Source organism: Paraburkholderia sp. HD33-4 (assembly GCF_021390635.1).
GTDB lineage: Bacteria > Pseudomonadota > Gammaproteobacteria > Burkholderiales > Burkholderiaceae > Paraburkholderia.
In genome coordinates, this window is the sequence record NZ_JAJEJS010000001.1 from 1,722,940 (window position 1) to 1,742,617 (window position 19,678).

Consider the following 19,678-nt stretch of genomic DNA (forward strand, 5'->3'; position numbering starts at 1 on the left):
GGATGGTCAGTATTCCTGCTGATATCCATCGGGTGTCGGACTGACGAGCGTCGCCGCAGGCGCGTTCGGCGCGACGAGCACCGACGCGCTCAGCGGCAGCCAGCACGATCAGTTCGAAAGACGATTCAGCAATTTGTTCACATTAGTTCACATCCACGCAAGCATTGCCGAATACACTGCTGCTGTTGCGGCAAATGTTGCGTGAATTCAGGTCGTGCAGCAGAATGTCGCCAGCTTCGCGAGCAGCGGTTGCGCCGCGTGTTGCGATGGAAGATGGGTTGGCGCCAGTGCTCGCGACAGCGGCTACACCATCGTCAAGTTCAGAAGCGAGGCGGGCTCTTGTGAAAGCAACGCTCGCCTGGACGCCGTTTAACAATTGTTGGTGCTGACCTGAACATGCGTATCGGAATTTCCGTCGTCACTCATGCCGGCCAGAACATCTGGCAGAACGGTCTGGGGCAGAACGTGATTTTTCTCGCCGAACTTTTTCAACGTCTGCCTTTCGTCCAATCGGTTGTCCTGATCGATGTCGGCGACCAGTTCGCGATGCCGCCACAGGTCGACACGAACGCGAAAGCGCTGCGCGTGATCAAGACCGCCGAGGCGACCGATCAGGTCGACGTGATCGTCGAAATGGGCGGCGCGCTCGACGTTCAGTGGCTCGATCTGATGCGCGCGCGCGGCAAGAAGGTCGTGTTCCATTGCTGCGGGCAACCGTTCGCCGGGTTGGCCGAGCCGGCCGTGTTCAACAAGCCGACGCATGCGTCGCGCCCTGATCGCTGCGACGAAGTCTGGCATCTGCCGAAAGACGCGGCATTCGCGCCGATGCTGCGGGTATTGCACCGCTGCGACGTCCATCAGACGCCGTTCATCTGGCATCCGCAATTTATCGAGCGGCGTACCCAGGAGGTCGTGGACCTCACGGGGCTGCGCTACGGTTTTCAGGCGGGCGTCCGGACAAACGACGCGGCGACGGACGCCGCGCGCGGTCTGCGCGTCGCGATCTTCGAGCCGAACATCTCGGTCGTGAAGACGTCGAGCATACCGATGCTGATCTGCGAGGAAACCTACCGCGCCGATCCCGCCTCGTTGCGCATGATGCACGTACTGAATACGCTGCACATGAAGGACCACGCGACCATGCTGCACTTCGCGAACTCGATGAATCTGGTGCGCGAACACAAGGCGGTGTTTCACGGGCGTCACGATATCGTCGGCTTCATGGTGCAGCATGCGGATGCGGTGGTGTCGCATCAGTGGCGCAACGAGCAGAACTATAGTTACCTCGACGCGCTGTACGGCGACTATCCGCTGATCCACAACTCCGCGTGGCTAAAGGATGCGGGCTACTACTATGCGGCCTTCGAAATCCGGCAGGGGGCCGCGCAACTACGGCATGCGGCCGATCAGCACGCGGCGCAACTCGACGACTATCGGGCGCGCACCCAGCGGGTATTCCACGCGGTCGATCCATTTGCACAGCACAACCTCGATGCCTATGCGGCAAGGCTGCTGCATCTGTGTCGCGACGCGAATTTCCTTGCCAACCGCCCGGGCCGTTCATGAACACTGCAACCAGTCCATTGTCCGGCGGCCGCAAACTGCGGGTCGGCGTGTCGATTTTTGTGCGCAAAGGCGAGCAGTCGCTATGGGAGAACGGCATTTACCAGAACTGCATTTTTCTGGTGATGCTGCTGATGCGCTCGCCGCTCATCGAGGCGACTTATCTGGTGGCCGGCGGCGGTGACGGCGGACCTGCCGACGCGACGAAGTTTCTCGCCGATTCGCCCGTGCCGCTGATCGACATGAACGAAGCGGCGGCGACGCTCGACCTGATGATCGAGATGAGCGCGCAACTGTCGCGCGAATGGGTCGTCGCGTTCCGGGGGCGCGGCGGCAAGATCGTGTCGATGCGGGTCGGCAACGACTATGTGATCGACATCGAACGCATGGTGTTCGACAAATCACATGGACTGTTGATAACCGGCGCGCCGTATCACGAGATCTGGACGCTGCCCGAGTATGAGGCGAGTTGCGCGCCGTATTTCGAGAGCCTGTTCCGCTGCCCTGTGCGTTTGATGCCGCATCTGTGGAGCCCGATGGTGCTCGAGCGCGAAGCCGCGAATTTGCCGCAAGACCGGCGCTTCGGTTATCGGCCCGGCCGCAGGCGTTGGCGCGCGGGTATCTTCGAGCCGAACATCTGCATGGTGAAGACGAGCTATATCCCGCTGCTGGCTTGCGAAGCCGCGCATCGCGACAACCCGGACATGCTCGATCACGTGTTCGCGTACAACACGTTTCATCTGAAGGAGCACGTGAGCTTCAACGGCTTCGCGCGCAGCCTCGATCTCGTGCATCACGGCCTCGCATCGTTCGAGGGGCGTTTTCCGTTTTGCCAGGTGGTGGCCGGCGACGTCGATGTGATCGTCAGCCATCAATGGGAAAACGCGCAGAACTATGTGTACTACGAGGCGCTGTATGGCGGCTATCCGCTGATCCACAACTCGCATCTGATCGGCGCTTGCGGGTATCTCTATCGCGACTTCGATTGCGAGGAGGGTGGCCGCGCGTTGCAACTCGCGTATGCGGAGCACGACGCGAATCTCGCTGCTTACCAGCGCACTGCGAACGCCTTCATTGCACAACTGGATCCCGAAAGCGATGCCAACGTCGGCAGCTATTCCCGGGCGATCGCCGCGCTTTTCGAAGCAGCACGCGAATAGCATCGCGAGACCCGGCACACGGTCGGCGCGAAACTGGAAAAATCAGATCATGCACGGGTTGCGTATCGGTATCACCATCGGCTTGCATCAGCCGGATGAAACGCTGTGGAATAACGGCATCAAGCAGAACGCTGCGTTTCTTGCCGATGCATTGCGCCATTGTCCGAACGTGGCGTCGGTGACGCTCGTCAATACGACCGCGGTGCCGATCACGCTCGCATTGCCGTGGGACCAGAAGCGTTTTCCGACGGTGACGTTCGATGCCGCGAAAGACGCGCTCGACGTGCTGATCGAACTGGGCGGTCAGATCAACGCGGAACAGACCGACTATCTGAAGCAACGCGGCGTGCGGCTCGTGTCGTATTGCTGCGGATTCGAATACATCCACGCGATGGAATCGGTGCTGTTCCGCAAGCCGGCGTGGGGCGGGAATCTGTTCGTCAATCAGCGCTACGACGATATCTGGATGATCCCGCAGGTCGACCATATCAGCCGCTCGTATTTCGAGGTGCTGCGCCGGCAAACCGCGCGCGTGGTGCCGTTCGTCTGGAGTCCAATGTTTCTTGACGAGCGGGTCAGGAACGTGCCGGGCGGCGGGGTCTATCAGCCGCACGGCGGCGCGAAGCGGCTCTCCGTGATGGAGCCGAATATAAACGTCGTGAAGTTTTGTCTCTATCCGACGCTGATCGCGGAGCTGGTGTACCGCCAGCGAGCGGACAGCGTCGCGCTGCTGCAGGTCACGAACGCAGAGAGTATCGCGCATGAAAGCAAGGAATTCATCGCGCTGATGAACCAGCTCGATATCGTGCGCAATCACAAGGCGGTGTTTCTCGGGCGACACGAAACGCCGGCGTTTCTGGCTGGCAACACGGACATCGTGATCTCGCATCAACTGGAAAACCCGCTAAATTACTTCTACCTGGAGGTATGTTGGCAGGGCTATCCGCTGGTGCATAACGCGCATCTGTGCGCGGACGTCGGTTACTACTATCGGGACAACGACGTCGAAGAAGGTGCGCGTCAGACCATCGAGGCGATGGACTGCCACGACGCGCATACGTCGTGGTACCGCGAGAAGCAGCGCACGGAGATCGCGCGCTACCTGCCGGATAACCATCAGCTGGTTGCCACCTACGCGGCGCTGCTCGACGATCTGCTCGCCCGAGCGCCGCGGTAGTCGTCGCGCACGACGCAAGGGCAGAGGTGCCGGTGTATCCGGCGCATCACGTCCCCGCGTTCGCCGCGACGCGGCTCAGAACCCGAACACCCGCAACGCGTTGTTGCCGCGGATCGCGTCGCATTGCTCCTTCGGCAAACGGGCGGTGTTGGCGAACGCGCCGCGAATGTCGTACACCTGATGCGGCCAGTCGGTGCCGAACATCACGCGATCCGCGCCGACCACCGATACAAGAAAGTCGAACGACGCCGGGCTATACGTGATGCAGTCGTAGTAAATATGGCGCAGATAATCGATCGGCTTGCGCTTCATCTTGCGACGCTGAGGGATCTCGACCTCGTTGCCTTTTTCGAAGCGGCCGGCGAGATAAGGCAACGCACCGCCCGCATGCGACGCGATGAGCTTCAGATTCGGATATTGATCGAAGAAGCCTTCGAAGATCATCCGCGTGATGGCGAGCGTCGTGTCGAACATGAAGCCGACTGCCCAGCTCAGATCGAACTTCGTCATATCCATCAGATCGACGCCGGGAGGGTCGGTCGGATGTACGAGCACCGGCAGCGCGCGTCGGTCGATCTCGGCCCAGATCGGCGCGAACAGCGGATCGGTGAGGCTGCGCCCGGCGATGTTCGCGAGCACCATCACGCCGCTCGCGCCGTTCTCGCAGGTGCGGCGCAGTTCTTCGAGCGCCGCTTCCGGATACTCCCACGGCAGCGACGTGAACCAGCGGATGCGCCCGGGATATTTGGCCTGCGCTTCGGCGATGGTGTCGTTCGATTCGCGCGCGGCGAGGCAACTGGTTGCCTGATCGCCCCAGTACACGTTCGGGCAGGTCAGCGACACGACCGAAATATCGATGCCCGATTCATCCATCTGGCGAATCCGCATGTCGAAATCGAAGTGGCCTTTCTGCGGAATCACGACCGGCGTGTTGCCGCGAAACACTTCCTGCTGACCGTCGGGGCGCGTCTGGATGTTGTACGCACCGCCGCGCTGCCGCAGCAGCTCGAGCCATTTGTGCGTGAAGATGTGCGTATGAACGTCAATCACAGGCATGCGGGATCTCCGGAAGAAAGAGTCATGGAATGAAGCCGCGGCGCGCGTCTTCAGTGGCGGGCGGTCGACTCGATCTACTGACCGATTCGGGTCGCCCTGCGGGTGAGGTGAAAACGGAGCGGGCTACTGGGCGGCGAATTCGTTCATCGGCGCCGCGCGACGCTTCAGCATGAACGCACCGATCAGGCCGAGCGCGAAGAACACCGCGCAGAAATGCGCGGGCATCATGTTGTTGGCGGTGACGTGCAGCAGCCACGTGAGCAGCATCGGCGAGAAGCCGCCGAAGACGGCTGCGCCGATGTTGTACGAGATCGCGAGGCCGGTCGAGCGGACTTCGGTCGGGAACAGGCCGGCGAGCGCGGTCGGAATCGGCGCGTTCGACGCGCTGATCAGGAGCGCGAAGCCTAGCTCGACCGTCATGATCGACGCGAACGACGGCGCGCTGACGATCCAGTAGTAAGCGGGGTACAGCACGACGAGAAACAGCGCCAGCGCGACGCGAATCATGCGTTCGCCGCCGATCCGATCCGCCAGATGACCGAACAGCGGGATCGTCACCACGCGCAGCAGCACGCTTGCAAGCAGCACGGAAAACGGCAGCGTCACCGGCATGTGCAGGTTCTGCACCGCGTAGATCGGCAGATAGGTGATGATCACATAGGCCATCACGTTGAGGGCGGCGGACAGCGCGGTGGCGACGAACAGTTCGCGTGGATAGAGCGCGATGACCTGCGAGAACGGCACCTTCACGCGCGGACCCAACTTCTGGAACGCCTCGGTTTCGGGCAGATTGCGGCGGATATAAAAGCCGACCGGGCCGATCAGCAGACCGAGCAGGAACGGAATGCGCCACGCCCACGACTCGAGCGCCTCGTGCGTGAACAGATGCGTGAGCGCGCTGCCCATCGCGACCGCGAGCAGCGCGCCCAGGGCCTGCGCGAACATCTGCCAGCTGCCATACAGATTGCGCCGCGCTTTCGGCGCGTATTCGATCAACATCGCGGTCGCGGTGCCGAATTCACCGCCGGCCGAGATGCCCTGCAACAGGCGCGCGCATAGCACGATCGCTGGTGCGATCAGGCCGATCTGGTGAAAGCCGGGGGTGAGTGCGATCATCGCGGCGGCGACCGTCATCATCGCGATGACGAGCGTGAGGCCGGCCTTGCGGCCTTTGCGGTCCGCGTACATGCCCAGCAGAATGCCGCCGAGCGGCCGTACCACGAAGCCCGCGCCGAACGTTGCGGTGGTGAGCATCAACGCGGCGTATTCGCTGTCGCTCGGGAAGAACTGCTTCGCGATGATGATCGACAGAAAGCCGAACACCACGAAGTCGTACCACTCGAGCACATTGCCAAGCGTCGACGCCATTGCGCCGACCCAGCGTTTGCGCGAATCGATTGCTGTCACGACTGTCTCCTGTCGTTTTTTGAACGGCTGTGCGCTGCGTAGGAAAGCAATGTAGGGTACTGTCCGCATGAAAACAATCGAACAAAATCAATGGCTCCATAAAGTAACTTTATGATTCCGCTTTCATGACCCCAACCATCAAGCAGTTGCGCGCGTTCGCGCTCGTCTGCCGCTTCGGCGTGCTGACGCGCGCGGCCGACGAAATGTTCATCACCCAGCCCGCGGTCAGCGTATTGATCCGGCAAATGGAAGAGGCGCTCGGCCTGCGTCTGTTCGACCGTACGTCGCGCTCGCTGCGGCCGACCGCGGCCGCGCACGAAATTCTGCCGACCGTCGAGCGGATGCTGCGCGATCTCGAGTCGATCCAGTCGAGCGTGAAGGAGCTCGCCGGGCGCGAGCGCGGTCAGTTGCGCTTCGCGGCGACGCCGTCGATCGCGGCGGCAATCGTGCCGAAACTGGTCGCCGAATATCGCGCGCTGTACCCAAACATCGAGGTCTCGGTCGACGACGCCGCGCCCGATCGCCTGACCGCGTCGACGCTGACGGGCGACGTCGAGTTCGGCATCGGCACGATCAGCGAGCGGCCCGAGGGCATCACGCTGCAATGCCTTGCGCGCGACAACCTGTGCGCGATCTGCCGAAAGGATTCGGCGCTCGCGAAGAAGCGGCGGGTGAGCTGGAAGGATGCGCTGCAGTATCCGTGGATCGGCATCAAGTCGACCAGCGGCATCCGCAAGCTGATCGACGAAACACTCTTCACGCTCGGCGCGCGCAAAGCGGTCGAGTACGAGGTGTCGTATATGACGACCGGGCTGTCGATGGTGCAGGCCGGTCTCGGGATCGCGGTTTTTCCGGGCATTCTGCTCGGCTCGTTTCCGCATCGCGATCTGGTCGCGCGCAGGCTCGAAGCTCCGCTCGTCACGCGCGACGTGAATCTGATCCGACGCGCCGAGCATTCGCTGTCGCCGGCGGCCGAGTCCTTCATCGAGCTTTGGTACAAACGTATCGGCAAGCCGGCCGAACTGTAGCGCGCCGCCATTACGCGCGAGCTGTCGTACTGTATGAATATACAGTATCATGGCCGCAATGGACCCGCACGTGCGGCGGTGTGTGAATCGGCAGAATGAATCAGCGAGGGGACGAGGCGCGATGCCTGAACAACTGTGGTTGCCCGGGCTCGAGGCGCCGCCCCCGCCCACCGACGGGCTCTTTTTCGCGGTTTATCCCGATGCCAACTCCGCAGCCGGTATGGCGAAGTTCGCACAGCAGGTCTGTGCGGAGGTGCGTGGGCGCAGCGGCGTGCGCGGTAAGCCGCTCGCGGCGAACCGCTTGCACGTGACGCTGAGGCATCTCGGCAATTTCGCGGGCGGTTTGCCGGCGGATGTGGTCGAGGCGGCAAAGCGGGCGGCCGGAGCGGTCAGCATGGCGCCGTTTACGGTCGAATTCGACGCGGTCGCCAGCTTCGCGAAAAGGCCGCGGCTCGGGCCGGCGGTGCTGGTCGGCGAGCACGGGGTGCGCGGGCTGCAGGCGCTTCACGATGCGCTCGAAGCGGGCTTGCGGGACGACGGCATCGAGCCTGACACGCGTTTTACGCCGCACGTGACGCTGGCATATGGGATGCCGTGGATCGAACGCCGCCCGGCCGAGCCGGCGTGCTGGAATGTACGGGAGTTTGCGCTGATGCACAGCCTGCTGGGACGAACCCGGCATCTCGTCGTCGCGCGGTGGCCGTTGGTGGGGTAGAGCTGAGGGGCAGGGGGGGCGCGTCGACACGCACGATGTCGGAATCGCCGCCGTTTCGTGACGAAGCGGGTTAGAACCGCACGCTCGTCCCGCAACCCCCGGCATAGCCACCGCCGCTCGCCGCGGCGCCAGCGCAAAAGACGCCGCATCCGGAAAGCAGCGCGGCCGCCGCAAGCGCGGCTAACGCGGTGCGCACGCCGATGCGCCGCGACTCGTGCGGGCCCGTTCGCTGGGGCCGCGCGGCCCAGTCCGAACGCGGATTCGCGACGGGAAAAGTACTGGAGTGGCCGATCGGATTGAATGGCATCGCGGCATCGACTTCGATGGCGGGAACACACCCGCACGGCGCGCCGGCTAAATGCCGCGCGGGTTGGGCGACTTGACGACCTACTCTAAGTCCACGCGGAAGCACCGTCAAATGCCGAACAACCGGCAAATCGGCGCATTTATGCCGTCAAGTGAGCGCTGAACGCCCGTGCGCTCCCTGATAGAATGCTCGGGCCGCAACGTTGTGGATTGCAGATGAAATTGCTTGATGCGCTTGTCGAACAGCGTATTGCCGCCGCTGCCGCGCGCGGAGAGTTCGACGATTTACCTGGCGCGGGCGCGCCGCTACCCCTCGAAGACGATGCGTTGGTGCCGGAAGAGGTGCGCGTCGCCAACCGCATTCTGAAAAACGCGGGCTTCGTGCCGCCCGCCGTCGAGCAGCTTCGCGCGTTGCGCGACCTGCAAACGGAGCTGAATGCCGTGAGTGATCAGGCGACCCGTTGCCGTCTTCAGGCGCGCATGCTTGCGCTCGATATGGCGCTCGAATCGCTGCGCGGCGGCCCGATGGTCCTGCCGCGCGAGTATTGCCGCCGCATCGCCGAGCGTCTGTCTGAGCGCGTGGGCAATGTCGACGTGGCCGGCGTGGGTTCGCAGTGAACGAGCCGCTCGTGTGTGCCGCGTCGAGCGGCTTTACGGCGCAAGCCGAGGACGGCGAAAGATCCGCTGGTGCTAGCGTCGGCGCGGTCTCCGGGCCGACGGCGGATCACCCTGCGCCCGCTCCCGCCATCCCTTCCAGAACTCCCGAGTCCTCCATCATTTCCGAACGCGACCTGCGCTTCATGGCGCTTGCTCAGGCCGCCGCCGAACAGGCGCGCGCAGCCGGCGAAGTACCGGTCGGCGCGGTGCTCGTGCGTGGCGACGAAGTCATCGCCTCGGGCTTCAATCATCCGATCGGCGCGCACGATCCGTCCGCGCACGCCGAAATGGTCGCGCTGCGCGCCGCCGCGCAGTCGCTCGAAAACTACCGCCTGCCGGGGTGCGAACTCTATGTGACGCTCGAGCCTTGCCTGATGTGTGCCGGCGCGATCATGCACGCGCGCATCGCACGTGTCGTGTTCGGCGCGCGCGATCCAAAAACCGGCGCGTGCGGCAGCGTGGTCGATGCGTTCGCGAATCCTCAGCTGAACCATCACACGACGGTCAGCGGCGGCGTCCTCGAAGCCGAATGCGGTGCCGCGCTCAGATCGTTTTTCGCCGAGCGGCGTCGGGCGAGCCGGGAAGCGCGCGCGGCGGCGCGCGGTGAAGCAGTTGAAACAGTTGCACCGGGTGAAGCGGGTGAAACGGGTGAAGCGGGGGAAGCGGCTGCCGGCATCGCCGCAAATAGCGCCACGAACACTGCCACCAACGCCGCTACAGCCCCCAGCAGCGAACCGCCCCCAACCACGCCGCTCTAAAACCACAACGCCCAACGGGTCTCGCCATGACCGCTCATCGCACCATCGAACTGATTGCGCCATCCGGCTATCCGCACGATCCGGAGGTGCTGCATCGCGCGTTGCATCGGCTGCGTGCGCAGGGGCATCGTGTCGATGGCGAGGAGGCCGCAAAGCGGCGCTACCAGCGCTTCGCCGGCACCGACGGCGAGCGCGCGGCCGATCTGAACCGGCTCGCCGATCCCTCGCGTGAGTTGCCCGACGTCGTGCTGGCCGTGCGCGGCGGCTACGGCGCGGTGCGGATCCTGCATGGTCTCGACTACGAAGGGCTGCAGCGGCGGCTCGCCGATCAGCCGATCGCGCTGGTCGGTCACAGCGACTTCACCGCGATCCAACTGGCGCTGCTCGCCCGCGCCGGCTTGAAGACCTTCGGCGGCCCGATGCTGATGAGCGATTTCGGCGCCGAGGAACTCAGCGAATTCACGATGCGGCATTTCTGGTCGGCGTTGACGCAGCCGACCATCACGGTCGCGAGCAACACGCCGCAAGCGCAGAGCGTCGACGTGACGGGCACGCTGTGGGGCGGCAATCTGGCGGTGGTGGCGTCGTTGGTCGGCACGCCGTATATGCCACCGGTGCAGGGCGGCATCCTGTTCGTCGAGGACGTCAACGAGCAGCCGTTCCGCATCGAGCGGATGATCTATCAGCTGCACCTGGCCGGCATCCTCGCGCAGCAGAAGGCGCTCGTGCTCGGCGATTTCACGGGCGGCAAGCCTTACGACTACGACAACGGCTACGACCTGCACGCGATGGTCGAGCAGGTGCGCTCGCTGATCGGCATTCCGGTCGTGACGGGGCTGCAGTTCGGGCACGTGCACAACATGGTGACGCTGCCGGTCGGCGCGAACGCGCATCTGGTCGCCAATGCGCATGGCTTCAGGCTGACGGCGTCGGGCTATCCGAGCCTTGCCTGAAGCGGCTCGGACGGGGCAGAGGCGGGCGGATCGCCCGTTTTTTTTCAAGCCAACAACGCAACTAACTGTCGGCGTTTCAACCCTCACCACCACCCACACCCTTCGCCAATGTTTTCAGTTTTTGTTGACAAAAACTGGCCGCCAACAATCGGCGTGGCCTCGTCAAAGCGGGGTAAGATTCCCGTCAGACGCCCGTGCAGCATGGCTTGCAGACTTTCCCTGACGCAATGCAGCACCGAAACTGTCGAAAATCGACGCAAAAATTGTTGACAATATTTGTGTCCGTCCTATGATGACCAACATACCGAGACGCCAATCATGTCCGACATTGAATCCGCCGCGAACAGTTCGAAGCCCGAAGCAATCGCCGAGCGCATCCGCGCGGCGATCCTCGAGCACCGGCTGGCACCTGGCGCGAAGCTCACCGAAGCTCAGCTCTGCGAAGTATTCGGTGTGAAGCGCGGCCCGATCCGGCAGGCGCTGTCGCAGCTGGCGGGTGAGCGCCTCGTCGACCTCGAGCCGAATCGTGGCGCGTTCGTCGCGAGTCCGTCGTTGCAGGAAGTGCACGAAGTGTTCGAAATGCGCCGCATCATCGAGCTGGCCGTCGTCGAAAAGATCTGTAGCGGACACGGCATGCGGCGCCTGAAGAACATCGGCGGCATGATCGGCCGGGAACGCAAGGCGTTCGAAACGCGGGATTTTCCGGCGTGGATCCGATTGTCAGGCGGCTTTCATACGGAGCTCGCGAACCTGACCGGCAACTCGGTGTTGTGCGATTGCCTGAACGGATTGGTCGCGCGGTCTACGCTGATCTCCGCGCTGTACGAGTCGCTCGGACGCAGCCCGTGCTCGTTCGAGGACCACGAAGCGATTCTCGCCGCGCTCGACGCCGGCGATGCGAAGCAGGCGGCGGCGCTGATGTCGCGCCATCTGCAAAGCGTCGAGTTGAAGATGCTTGAACGCCCCGCGCGCGGGGCAGCGGATCTGCATGAAGTATTCGGCGCGCTCGCGCCGAAAGAAACATCCACGTAGACAGCCGAAGCCGGCTCCACGCCAGGCTGAGGCAAGCGGCAGGCGAGCGCCCGTTGGTGGTGCGCGCCGCACTGAATTGAACTGAACCAATAGATGCACGGCAGGGCGGCCTCGCGTGAGCGCCGCCGGCCTGAACACGCACGTCCGTCGCGAGACGACGGAGTTTCGGGTAGTGACGCATCGCCGGAAATCCGCGGCGGCTGGCGATGCGACAACCACAAGTACTTCAGTACGGAGACACGCGCGGCACGGTCCGGGACCACGGCGCCGACTTCTTCGACCCATGCAGGGCGGGAAGCGAGCAACTGGCATGGCCGATGCAACGTCCGTCGATGCTCGATCGACGGTCCCTATCCAAAGGAGGAATCATGGCTCAAGTCAGTGCAGCGCCAGGCAGTCACCCCATCTCCAACTATCCGGACGGCACGGCTCAAGCCGATTCGTCGATACCGGCCGGCTACAGCGAGCGGCTCTACAACGAGGACCTCGCACCGCTGCACGCGCAGACCTGGAACGCGTACAACATCTTCGCGTTCTGGATGTCGGACGTGCATAGTGTCGGCGGCTATGTATTCGCGGGAAGTCTCTTCGCGCTCGGCCTGACGAGCTGGCAGGTACTGGTGTCGCTACTGATCGGCATCACGCTGGTGAACGTGCTGTGCAACCTGATCGCGAAGCCGAGCCAGCTGAACGGCGTGCCGTACCCGGTCGCGTGCCGCGCGACCTTCGGTGTGCTCGGCGCGAATGTTCCCGCGGTGATCCGCGGCCTGATCGCGGTCGCGTGGTATGGCATCCAGACCTATCTGGCGTCGAGCGCGCTCGTGATCGTCGTGCTGAAGTTCGTGCCGCAACTGCTGCCGTATGCTGACGTGCATCGGCATGGTCTGCTCGGTCTGTCGACGCTTGGCTGGGCCGGCTTCATGCTGCTGTGGGTACTGCAGGCGCTGGTGTTCTGGCACGGCATGGAGACCATCAAGAAGTTCATCGACTTCGCCGGGCCGGCCGTCTACGTGGTGATGTTCATTCTCGCCGGCTACATGGTGTATCGCGCAGGCTTGCACAACATCGGTATCAACCTGGGCGGCGTCAAATATCACGGCATGGAAGTGGTGCCGGTGATGATCACGGCGATCTCGCTGGTGGTGTCGTACTTCTCCGGACCGATGCTGAATTTCGGCGACTTCTCGCGCTATGGCAAGAGCTTTCGCAGCGTCAAGCGCGGCAACTTCTGGGGCTTGCCGGTCAACTTCCTCGCGTTCTCGCTGGTGACGGTGATCACGACCGCGGCCACGCTGCCGGTGTTCGGCGAACTGATCACGGACCCGGTCGAAACGGTGGGCCGCATCGACTATCCGATGGCGGTGATTCTCGGCGCGCTGACCTTCACGATCGCGACGATCGGCATCAACATCGTCGCGAACTTCGTGTCGCCGGCTTTCGACTTCTCGAACGTCGCGCCGCGTCTGATCAGCTGGCGCGCGGGCGGCATGCTCGCGGCGGTCGCATCGATATTCATCACGCCGTGGAACCTGTTCAACAATCCGGCCGTGATCCACTACACGCTCGACGTGCTCGGCAGCTTCATCGGACCTTTGTACGGCGTCCTGATCGTCGACTTCTACCTCGTCAAGCGTCAGAAGATCAAGCTCGACGATCTGTACACGGTCGCGCCGAACGGTTCGTACTGGTATCACAACGGCGTCAACTACCGCGCGGTGGCCGCATTGCTGCCGGCCGCGCTGATCGCGGTGATCTGCGTGATGGTGCCGGGGCTCGACGGCTGCGCGAATTTCTCGTGGTTCATCGGCGCGGGACTCGCTGCGCTGTTTTACCGGATCCTCGCCCGCTGAGCTTCATGGAGCGCCAGGTTTTCGCCGCTGCAACAACGAGTCGAACAGGAGTCGCCATGCGTATCAAACTGATCAATCCGAACACGACCCACCGCATGACCGAGGCGATGGGGCGCTGCGCGCGCGACGTCGCCGCGCCCGGCACCGAAGTGATCGCCGTCAATCCGACGATGGGCCCGCCGTCGATCGAGGGCTACTACGACGAAGCGCTCGCCACGCCGGGTCTCCTCGCCGAAGTCGCGGCGGGCGAACTGGAAGGCTGCGACGGCTACGTAATCGCGTGCTTCGGCGACCCCGGTCTCTATGCGGCGCGCGAGTTGGCCCGCGGCCCGGTGATCGGCATCGCCGAGGCGGCGATGCACGCGGCGAGCGTGCTCGCGCCGGGCTTTTCAGTCGTGACGACGCTCGCGCGCACTTGCGGCATGGCCTGGCATCTGGCCGAGCGCTACGGTATGAAGCGCTTTTGCCGCAACGTGCGGGCGACCGACGTCGCCGTGCTAGATCTCGACAAGCCGGGTTCGGCGGCGCGCCGCATCATCCTCGACGAATGCCGCCGCGCGCTCGACGAGGACGGCTCGGATGCGATCGTGCTCGGTTGTGCGGGCATGGCCGAGCTGTGTGCGGAGATCGAGGACGCGCTCGGCGCGCCGGTGATCGAAGGCGTGACGGCGGCCGTCAAATGGACCGAGGCGCTGGTGGCGCTGCGTCTCGCGACGGCCAAGCGCGGCGACTACGCGCGCCCGCTCGCGAAGCGCTACGACGGCGCGCTCGCCTCGTTCAGCCCGGGCGCGGACGACTCCATCGCCGCGCAAGCCGAACGTAATCCGGCAGCTCTGCGCGCTGCGCCGCGGGTAAACGCCGAGTCGGCGGACTCGCACATACACTCGGTGTAACACGCACTATCTGCCCCGCTGTATGGGCGCGCCGGGGTGTTTTAGCTACACTGGCTCAACTCGGTGCGGCGGCTTCGGCTGCCGCTGAAGCCTCCGTTCAAGCGGCTTGCGTGAGCAAAAACGCGCCGCCGCCGCCGCGGGGTTTCGAGCCGTGGCGGTACTCACGTCAAATGTGCGAGCCGCCCGAGCTTCACGCGAATTCCTGGTCCCGTCACTACGCATCCGTCAAACCATGCCACTCGACCCGAACTACCCACGCGATCTGATCGGCTACGGCCGCCACCCGGTGCAGGCGAACTGGCCCGGCCGAGCGCGCGTCGCGGTGCAATTCGTCCTCAACTACGAAGAGGGCGGTGAAAACTGCGTGCTGCACGGCGATTCCGGTTCCGAGCAGTTCCTGTCGGAGATCGTAGGCGCGGCGTCGTATCCGGCGCGGCACATGAGCATGGAATCGATCTACGAATACGGCTCGCGCGCGGGCGTGTGGCGCATCCTGCGCGAATTCGAAAAGCGCAAGCTGCCGCTGACGGTATTCGGCGTCGGCATGGCAATCGAACGGCATCCGGAAGTTGCGCAGGCGTTCGTCGAACTCGGGCATGAGATCGCTTGCCACGGCTATCGCTGGATTCACTATCAGGACATGTCGCCGGAGAAGGAAGCGGAGCACATGCGCCTCGGCATGCAGGCGATCGAGCGCGTGACCGGCGTGCGGCCGCTCGGCTGGTACACCGGCCGCGACAGTCCGAACACGCATCGGCTGGTCGCCGAATATGGCGGCTTCCTGTACGACTCCGATTACTACGGCGACGACCTGCCATTCTGGATGGACGTCGAAGTATCGGGCGGCAAGAGCGTGCCCCAACTGATCGTGCCGTACACGCTCGACACCAACGACATGCGCTTCGCCACCCCGCAAGGCTTCAACACCGCGGACCACTTCTTCACCTACCTGCGCGACGCGTTCGACGTGCTGTACGAAGAGGGCGACGAAGCGCCGAAGATGCTGTCGATCGGCATGCACTGCCGGCTGCTCGGGCGGCCGGGACGTTTTCGCGCGCTGCAGCGCTTTCTCGATCACATCGAACAGCACGATCGCGTATGGGTGTCGCGGCGCGTCGATATCGCCCGGCACTGGCACGAAACTCATCCTTACCAACAAGACAACCGCGAGGCGGCGGCATGAAGGCGATGCAATACACCCTGGACCAACTCAACCGCATCTCGACCGACGCCTTCGTCGCGGCGCTGTCGGGCATCTTCGAGCACTCGCCGTGGGTCGCGGAGATTGCGGCGCGGGAGCGGCCGTTCGCGAGCATCGACGAGGTGCATCGCAGGATGTCGCAGATCGTCGAAACCTCGGGCGAAGACAGGCAGCTCGCGCTGATCAACGCGCACCCGGAGCTGGCCGGCAAGGCCGCCGTGCGCGGCGAGCTGACGGCAGAATCGACGCGCGAGCAAAGCGGCGCGGGCCTCGCGCAATGCACGCAGGAAGAATTCGACAAGCTGCTGGCGCTCAACCACGCGTACCGCGAGAAATTCGGTTTTCCGTTCATTCTCGCGGTGCGCGGCTACGACCGCCACGGCATCATCGCGAACTTCGAATCGCGCGTGAACAATAGCCGCGCCGACGAAATGCGCGCGAGCCTCGATCAGATCTATCGCATTGCACGTTTCCGGCTCAACGAACTGATCAGTGCGTGACGCGCATCGCGTCACGCAGCGAGCCGCAACGTTTTTTCCGCACCAATCGATATCAAGGACGACAAAGATGGCACTTCCGATTCTCGACCCCAACGCACCGGAATTCACGCGCCGTTACGTGAATCTGGCGGACCCGCGTCTGGGCGCGCAGGCGCTCGAGGCCAGCGACGAATTCTTCGCGTCTAAAGACCGCATGCTGAATCCGGAACCGGCCGTCTTCATTCCGGGTAAGTACGACAACAACGGCAAATGGATGGACGGCTGGGAAACGCGCCGCAAGCGCACGACCGGCTACGACTGGTGCATCGTCAAGCTCGCGCGGCCCGGCGTGATCAAGGGACTCGATCTCGACACTAGCCACTTCACGGGCAACTTCCCGCCGGCGGCGTCGGTGGAAGCGGCGCGGGTCGTCGATGGCGAGCCGAACCAGGCGACGCAATGGACCGAGATCGTGCCGTCGACCACCCTGCAGGGCAATAGCCACCACTACCTCGAGGTCGGCGACGCGAACGCGTACACGCATCTGCGCGTGAACATCTATCCGGACGGCGGCATCGCGCGTCTGCGGGTGTACGGTCAGCCGCAGGTGGACTGGGCGGGCGCGAGCCGCACCGAGCAGTTCGATCTCGCGGCGATGGAAAACGGCGCGTATCTGGTCGGCGCGAACAACCAGCACTTCGGCGCGGCCTCGACGCTGCTGATGCCGGGCCGCGGCGTGAACATGGGTGACGGTTGGGAAACGCGTCGTCGCCGCGAGCCGGGCAACGACTGGGCGATCATCGCGCTCGCGCAGCCGGGCGTGATCCGCAAGATCGAAGTCGACACCGCGCACTTCAAAGGCAATTATCCGGATCGCTGCTCGATCCAGGCCGCGTACGTGAAGGGCGGCACCGACAGCTCGCTGGTCACGCAGGCGATGTTCTGGCCGGTGCTGCTCGGCGAACAGAAGCTGCAGATGGACAAGCAGCATTTCTTCGAGAGCGAGATCGCGGCTCTCGGGCCCGTCACGCATGTGCGCTTCAACATCTATCCGGACGGCGGCGTATCGCGTCTGCGTCTGTGGGGTACGCTCGAATGAAAACGCTCGCTATCGAACCGCTGACGAAAGAGGCGTTCGCCGCATTCGGCGACGTGATCGAGCTCGAAGGCGCGAAGCAGATTCCGATCAACCTCGGCACGACGATCCGTTATCACGACCTCGCGAAAGTCGACGTGACCGACGAGCAAGGCCGCACGCTGGTCAATCTGTTTCGTGGTCAGCCGCGCACGCTGCCGTTCGAAGTGAAGATGCTGGAGCGCCATCCGCTCGGCAGCCAGGCGTTCGTGCCGCTCAACGACAAGCCGTACCTGGTCGTCGTCGCGCCCGCGGGCGATCTCGATGAGACGCAGATCCGCGCGTTCGTCACGAGCGGCTGGCAGGGCGTCAACTACGCGAAAGGGGTGTGGCACCATCCGCTGATCGCGTTGGGCGAGGTGAGCGACTTCATCGTCGTCGATCGTGGCGGCGAGGGGCTCAATCTGAACGAGCAGGATCTGGCGGAGTCGCTGTGGCTCACGGAAGATGCGTTGAGCGCGGTGGCGGTTTGATGGCAATGCAGCTGCCGGCTCACCGGTAGCGTTCTGTTCTGGTTTGAAGTGCAAGCCCGCGACGTATGCTGCGTCGCGGGCTTTTTTCATCCGCGGCCATTGGCGAGACGAACGGCGCCACGCCAACACCGGCGTGCGCGTTTCACTTGCGCCTGCCAAGCAGCGGCGAATGCCCGATGACCTCCCGTGACCGCTCGGGCGGCTCGGGCGCCGAAAATCCCGCCGCTTCGATGGCCGGCTTCAGCCCCCTGAATTGCAGGCTCTTCCTTGGCGAGCGCAGCGAGGTCATGCCGTCGTCCCACGCGTGCAGCATCTGCTTGGCGACCGTGCGCCACTGCGGTTCGTTGCGCGCTGCCTCGATCAACTCGTGGCCGACATCGACAGCCGAGTCGCACAGCGCTTCGACCATCTGCGCATATTGCCGCGGAGCGATGCCCATGCGCGTGTTGAAAAATCGTTCGAGCGTTTTACCCGCTGCCCAGGTTTTACGGCCGTCAACGGCCAGACCCGGCGGATTGGCTGCGAAGCGCGGATAAGCCTGCGTCGTCACCACATCGTAGACGGGCGTGAACGCAACGTCGTCGACCGACGTATAGAACAGCGCGACGTTCTTGGTGTGGCAGTCCGCATTGCGCACGACGTAGTTGGTCAGCAGATGCCAGCCGAGCTGCTGGAGCTGCAGGCGCATGGTGTCGCGATCGAGCAGATACGCTCTCGCCGCGTTGAGCATTTTCTCGCTGGTCGAATTGTATTTTTCGTGCGGCGGCAAACCGAGCAGGCCGCACAGGTCTTCGACGCCGTACGCCGGCAGTCCTTTTGCGTCGACATCGAAGCGCTCGACGATCAGGGCCCGACCATCGTCCGACATCTGCGTGCGCGCAACAGGCGCCACCCGCAGCCGCTCCAGCACCCGCATCGAATAGAACTCGTTGAAGCCGAGAAAGGGGGTGTTGTCGTCCGAGCCTTTGACGATGTGACGGCTCGTCCGAATCGTCGGCTTGCCGAGCTGCAACGGTGTCGACGCGGAAGACGGCTGCTGCTGCGGCGCGATGAACTTCGGCACGACGCCCGAAATGGCCGCTCGCGCATATTCACGTACGAGTCGGGCGAAATGTTCGGCGGTGTTGTCGCCGTGCAGGATGTGCTGGACATCGAGCGGCTGCAGCTCGGTGCCCGGCGCTACACCTTCAGGCGTCACGGTGACCCGGCCGATCCCCATCGAGCCGACGACGGCGAGCAGTGACAGATCGGTTCCGTCGAGCAAGGGCCCGAACTGCTCGCGGATCAGATTCAGCAGATAGCCTTCGGGCAGGTTCTGCCGGAAAAACGGATGCAGGTCGCGCGGCCAGCGCCAGGCCTCTTCGCGCACCGGCATCGTCAGACTGACGAAGTCGGCCGCGCTCGCATCGCGGTTGTATTTGAGGACATAGTCGTCACGCTCGCGAAACAGCGTGGCAACGTTCCTGCCTAGCACCTGAACGTCGAGCTTCATGGCTGCGCGTCCGGGCTGCGCTGTTCAGCGAGGATGTCTTCCAGCGTGCGGCCATGTCCATGCGCGACGAACTTGAGGTCGTAGCCGGCAGCCTCGAGCAGGCGCACGAGCACCGAAACGCTCATATCGTGCCTGGCGAGCGTCTCCATCCGCGCGACGGTCGTGCGGGCCACGCCCGCGCGGCGTGCGAGTTCTTCCTGCGAGAGTTTGCTGTCGCGTCGTACGGCTTTGAGCATGTCCGAGACATCGGCGAGGTTGGTCATTTGTAGCCCCAAGGCGTCAAATTCAGCGAATATGACATTTATTGTAGCCCAACAGGCACAATAAAATTATTTGTGTTTGT

At 63.7% G+C, this 19,678-nt stretch carries 19 protein-coding genes; 15 read left to right on the forward strand and 4 right to left on the reverse strand.

Translation table 11 applies throughout. The features are described from left to right. Positions 1-396 precede the first annotated feature (396 nt). Genes L0U84_RS07610 through L0U84_RS07620 form a run of 3 tightly spaced genes read left to right on the forward strand, consistent with a single transcriptional unit; the run spans position 397 to position 3,900 of the window. Entirely contained in the window at positions 397-1,566 is a 1,170-nt protein-coding gene (locus tag L0U84_RS07610) for a DUF2827 domain-containing protein (protein WP_233848985.1), read from the forward strand. After that, positions 1,563-2,723 (forward strand): DUF2827 domain-containing protein, encoded by a 1,161-nt coding sequence (locus L0U84_RS07615; protein WP_233848987.1) that lies wholly within the window; start codon positions 1,563-1,565, stop codon positions 2,721-2,723. The genes L0U84_RS07610 and L0U84_RS07615 overlap by 4 nt, the downstream gene beginning before the upstream one ends. Positions 2,724-2,772: 49 nt before the next feature. Then, complete coding sequence (locus L0U84_RS07620) at positions 2,773-3,900, forward strand: DUF2827 domain-containing protein (RefSeq protein ID WP_233848990.1); 1,128 nt, start codon at positions 2,773-2,775, stop codon at positions 3,898-3,900. A 75-nt stretch (positions 3,901-3,975) separates the two neighbouring features. On the opposite strand, the gene L0U84_RS07625 is transcribed toward L0U84_RS07620, so the two are convergent. Both L0U84_RS07625 and L0U84_RS07630 read right to left on the reverse strand, forming a co-directional pair. Further along, positions 3,976-4,956 (reverse strand): amidohydrolase family protein, encoded by a 981-nt coding sequence (locus tag L0U84_RS07625; RefSeq protein WP_233848991.1) that lies wholly within the window; start codon positions 4,954-4,956, stop codon positions 3,976-3,978. A gap of 123 nt (positions 4,957-5,079) precedes the next feature. Continuing rightward, positions 5,080-6,363: an MFS transporter gene (locus L0U84_RS07630; protein WP_233848993.1), complete on the reverse strand. Its 1,284-nt coding sequence runs from the start codon at positions 6,361-6,363 to the stop codon at positions 5,080-5,082. Positions 6,364-6,488: 125 nt separating this feature from the next. On the opposite strand from L0U84_RS07630, the gene L0U84_RS07635 reads away from it, so the two are divergent. The 12 genes from L0U84_RS07635 (at position 6,489) to L0U84_RS07690 (ending at position 17,843) form a co-directional block, all read left to right on the forward strand. After that, positions 6,489-7,391: a LysR family transcriptional regulator gene (locus tag L0U84_RS07635; RefSeq protein ID WP_233848994.1), complete on the forward strand. Its 903-nt coding sequence runs from the start codon at positions 6,489-6,491 to the stop codon at positions 7,389-7,391. Positions 7,392-7,512: 121 nt separating this feature from the next. After that, positions 7,513-8,106 carry a 2'-5' RNA ligase family protein gene (locus L0U84_RS07640; protein ID WP_233848996.1) on the forward strand — a complete coding sequence of 198 codons (594 nt, stop codon included), beginning with the start codon at positions 7,513-7,515 and terminating at the stop codon, positions 8,104-8,106. Positions 8,107-8,628: 522 nt separating this feature from the next. Continuing rightward, positions 8,629-9,030 carry a DnaJ family domain-containing protein gene (locus L0U84_RS07645; RefSeq protein ID WP_233849000.1) on the forward strand — a complete coding sequence of 134 codons (402 nt, stop codon included), beginning with the start codon at positions 8,629-8,631 and terminating at the stop codon, positions 9,028-9,030. A gap of 128 nt (positions 9,031-9,158) precedes the next feature. After that, the gene (gene tadA, locus L0U84_RS07650) at positions 9,159-9,827 is read left to right on the forward strand and encodes a tRNA adenosine(34) deaminase TadA (protein WP_233851969.1); all 669 of its coding nucleotides are present in this window, start codon (positions 9,159-9,161) and stop codon (positions 9,825-9,827) included. Positions 9,828-9,853: 26 nt separating this feature from the next. Next, positions 9,854-10,780, forward strand: coding sequence for a muramoyltetrapeptide carboxypeptidase (ldcA, locus tag L0U84_RS07655; protein ID WP_233849004.1), 927 nt, complete (start codon positions 9,854-9,856; stop codon positions 10,778-10,780). Positions 10,781-11,098: 318 nt separating this feature from the next. Next, positions 11,099-11,812 (forward strand): GntR family transcriptional regulator, encoded by a 714-nt coding sequence (locus L0U84_RS07660; RefSeq protein ID WP_233849006.1) that lies wholly within the window; start codon positions 11,099-11,101, stop codon positions 11,810-11,812. A gap of 368 nt (positions 11,813-12,180) precedes the next feature. After that, the gene (locus tag L0U84_RS07665; protein ID WP_233849008.1) at positions 12,181-13,662 is read left to right on the forward strand and encodes an NCS1 family nucleobase:cation symporter-1; all 1,482 of its coding nucleotides are present in this window, start codon (positions 12,181-12,183) and stop codon (positions 13,660-13,662) included. A 56-nt stretch (positions 13,663-13,718) separates the two neighbouring features. Continuing rightward, complete coding sequence (locus L0U84_RS07670) at positions 13,719-14,555, forward strand: aspartate/glutamate racemase family protein (RefSeq protein ID WP_233849010.1); 837 nt, start codon at positions 13,719-13,721, stop codon at positions 14,553-14,555. Positions 14,556-14,787: 232 nt separating this feature from the next. After that, a complete protein-coding gene (gene puuE / locus L0U84_RS07675; protein ID WP_233849011.1) occupies positions 14,788-15,738 on the forward strand; it encodes an allantoinase PuuE in 951 nt (316 codons plus the stop codon). Then, positions 15,735-16,256 (forward strand): 2-oxo-4-hydroxy-4-carboxy-5-ureidoimidazoline decarboxylase, encoded by a 522-nt coding sequence (gene uraD / locus L0U84_RS07680; RefSeq protein ID WP_233849013.1) that lies wholly within the window; start codon positions 15,735-15,737, stop codon positions 16,254-16,256. Before puuE ends, uraD begins: the two co-directional genes overlap by 4 nt. Positions 16,257-16,323: 67 nt before the next feature. After that, the gene (gene alc / locus L0U84_RS07685) at positions 16,324-17,334 is read left to right on the forward strand and encodes an allantoicase (RefSeq protein WP_233849015.1); all 1,011 of its coding nucleotides are present in this window, start codon (positions 16,324-16,326) and stop codon (positions 17,332-17,334) included. Further along, positions 17,331-17,843, forward strand: coding sequence for an ureidoglycolate lyase (locus L0U84_RS07690; protein WP_233849017.1), 513 nt, complete (start codon positions 17,331-17,333; stop codon positions 17,841-17,843). The genes alc and L0U84_RS07690 overlap by 4 nt, the downstream gene beginning before the upstream one ends. Before the next feature lie 142 nt (positions 17,844-17,985). Here L0U84_RS07690 and L0U84_RS07695 read toward each other — a convergent pair whose 3' ends face one another. Together L0U84_RS07695 and L0U84_RS07700 are read right to left on the reverse strand one after the other, a co-directional pair. Next, a complete protein-coding gene (locus L0U84_RS07695) occupies positions 17,986-19,335 on the reverse strand; it encodes a type II toxin-antitoxin system HipA family toxin (protein ID WP_233849018.1) in 1,350 nt (449 codons plus the stop codon). After that, positions 19,332-19,598, reverse strand: coding sequence for a helix-turn-helix domain-containing protein (locus L0U84_RS07700; RefSeq protein WP_233849020.1), 267 nt, complete (start codon positions 19,596-19,598; stop codon positions 19,332-19,334). The genes L0U84_RS07695 and L0U84_RS07700 overlap by 4 nt, the downstream gene beginning before the upstream one ends. Positions 19,599-19,678 lie beyond the last annotated feature (80 nt).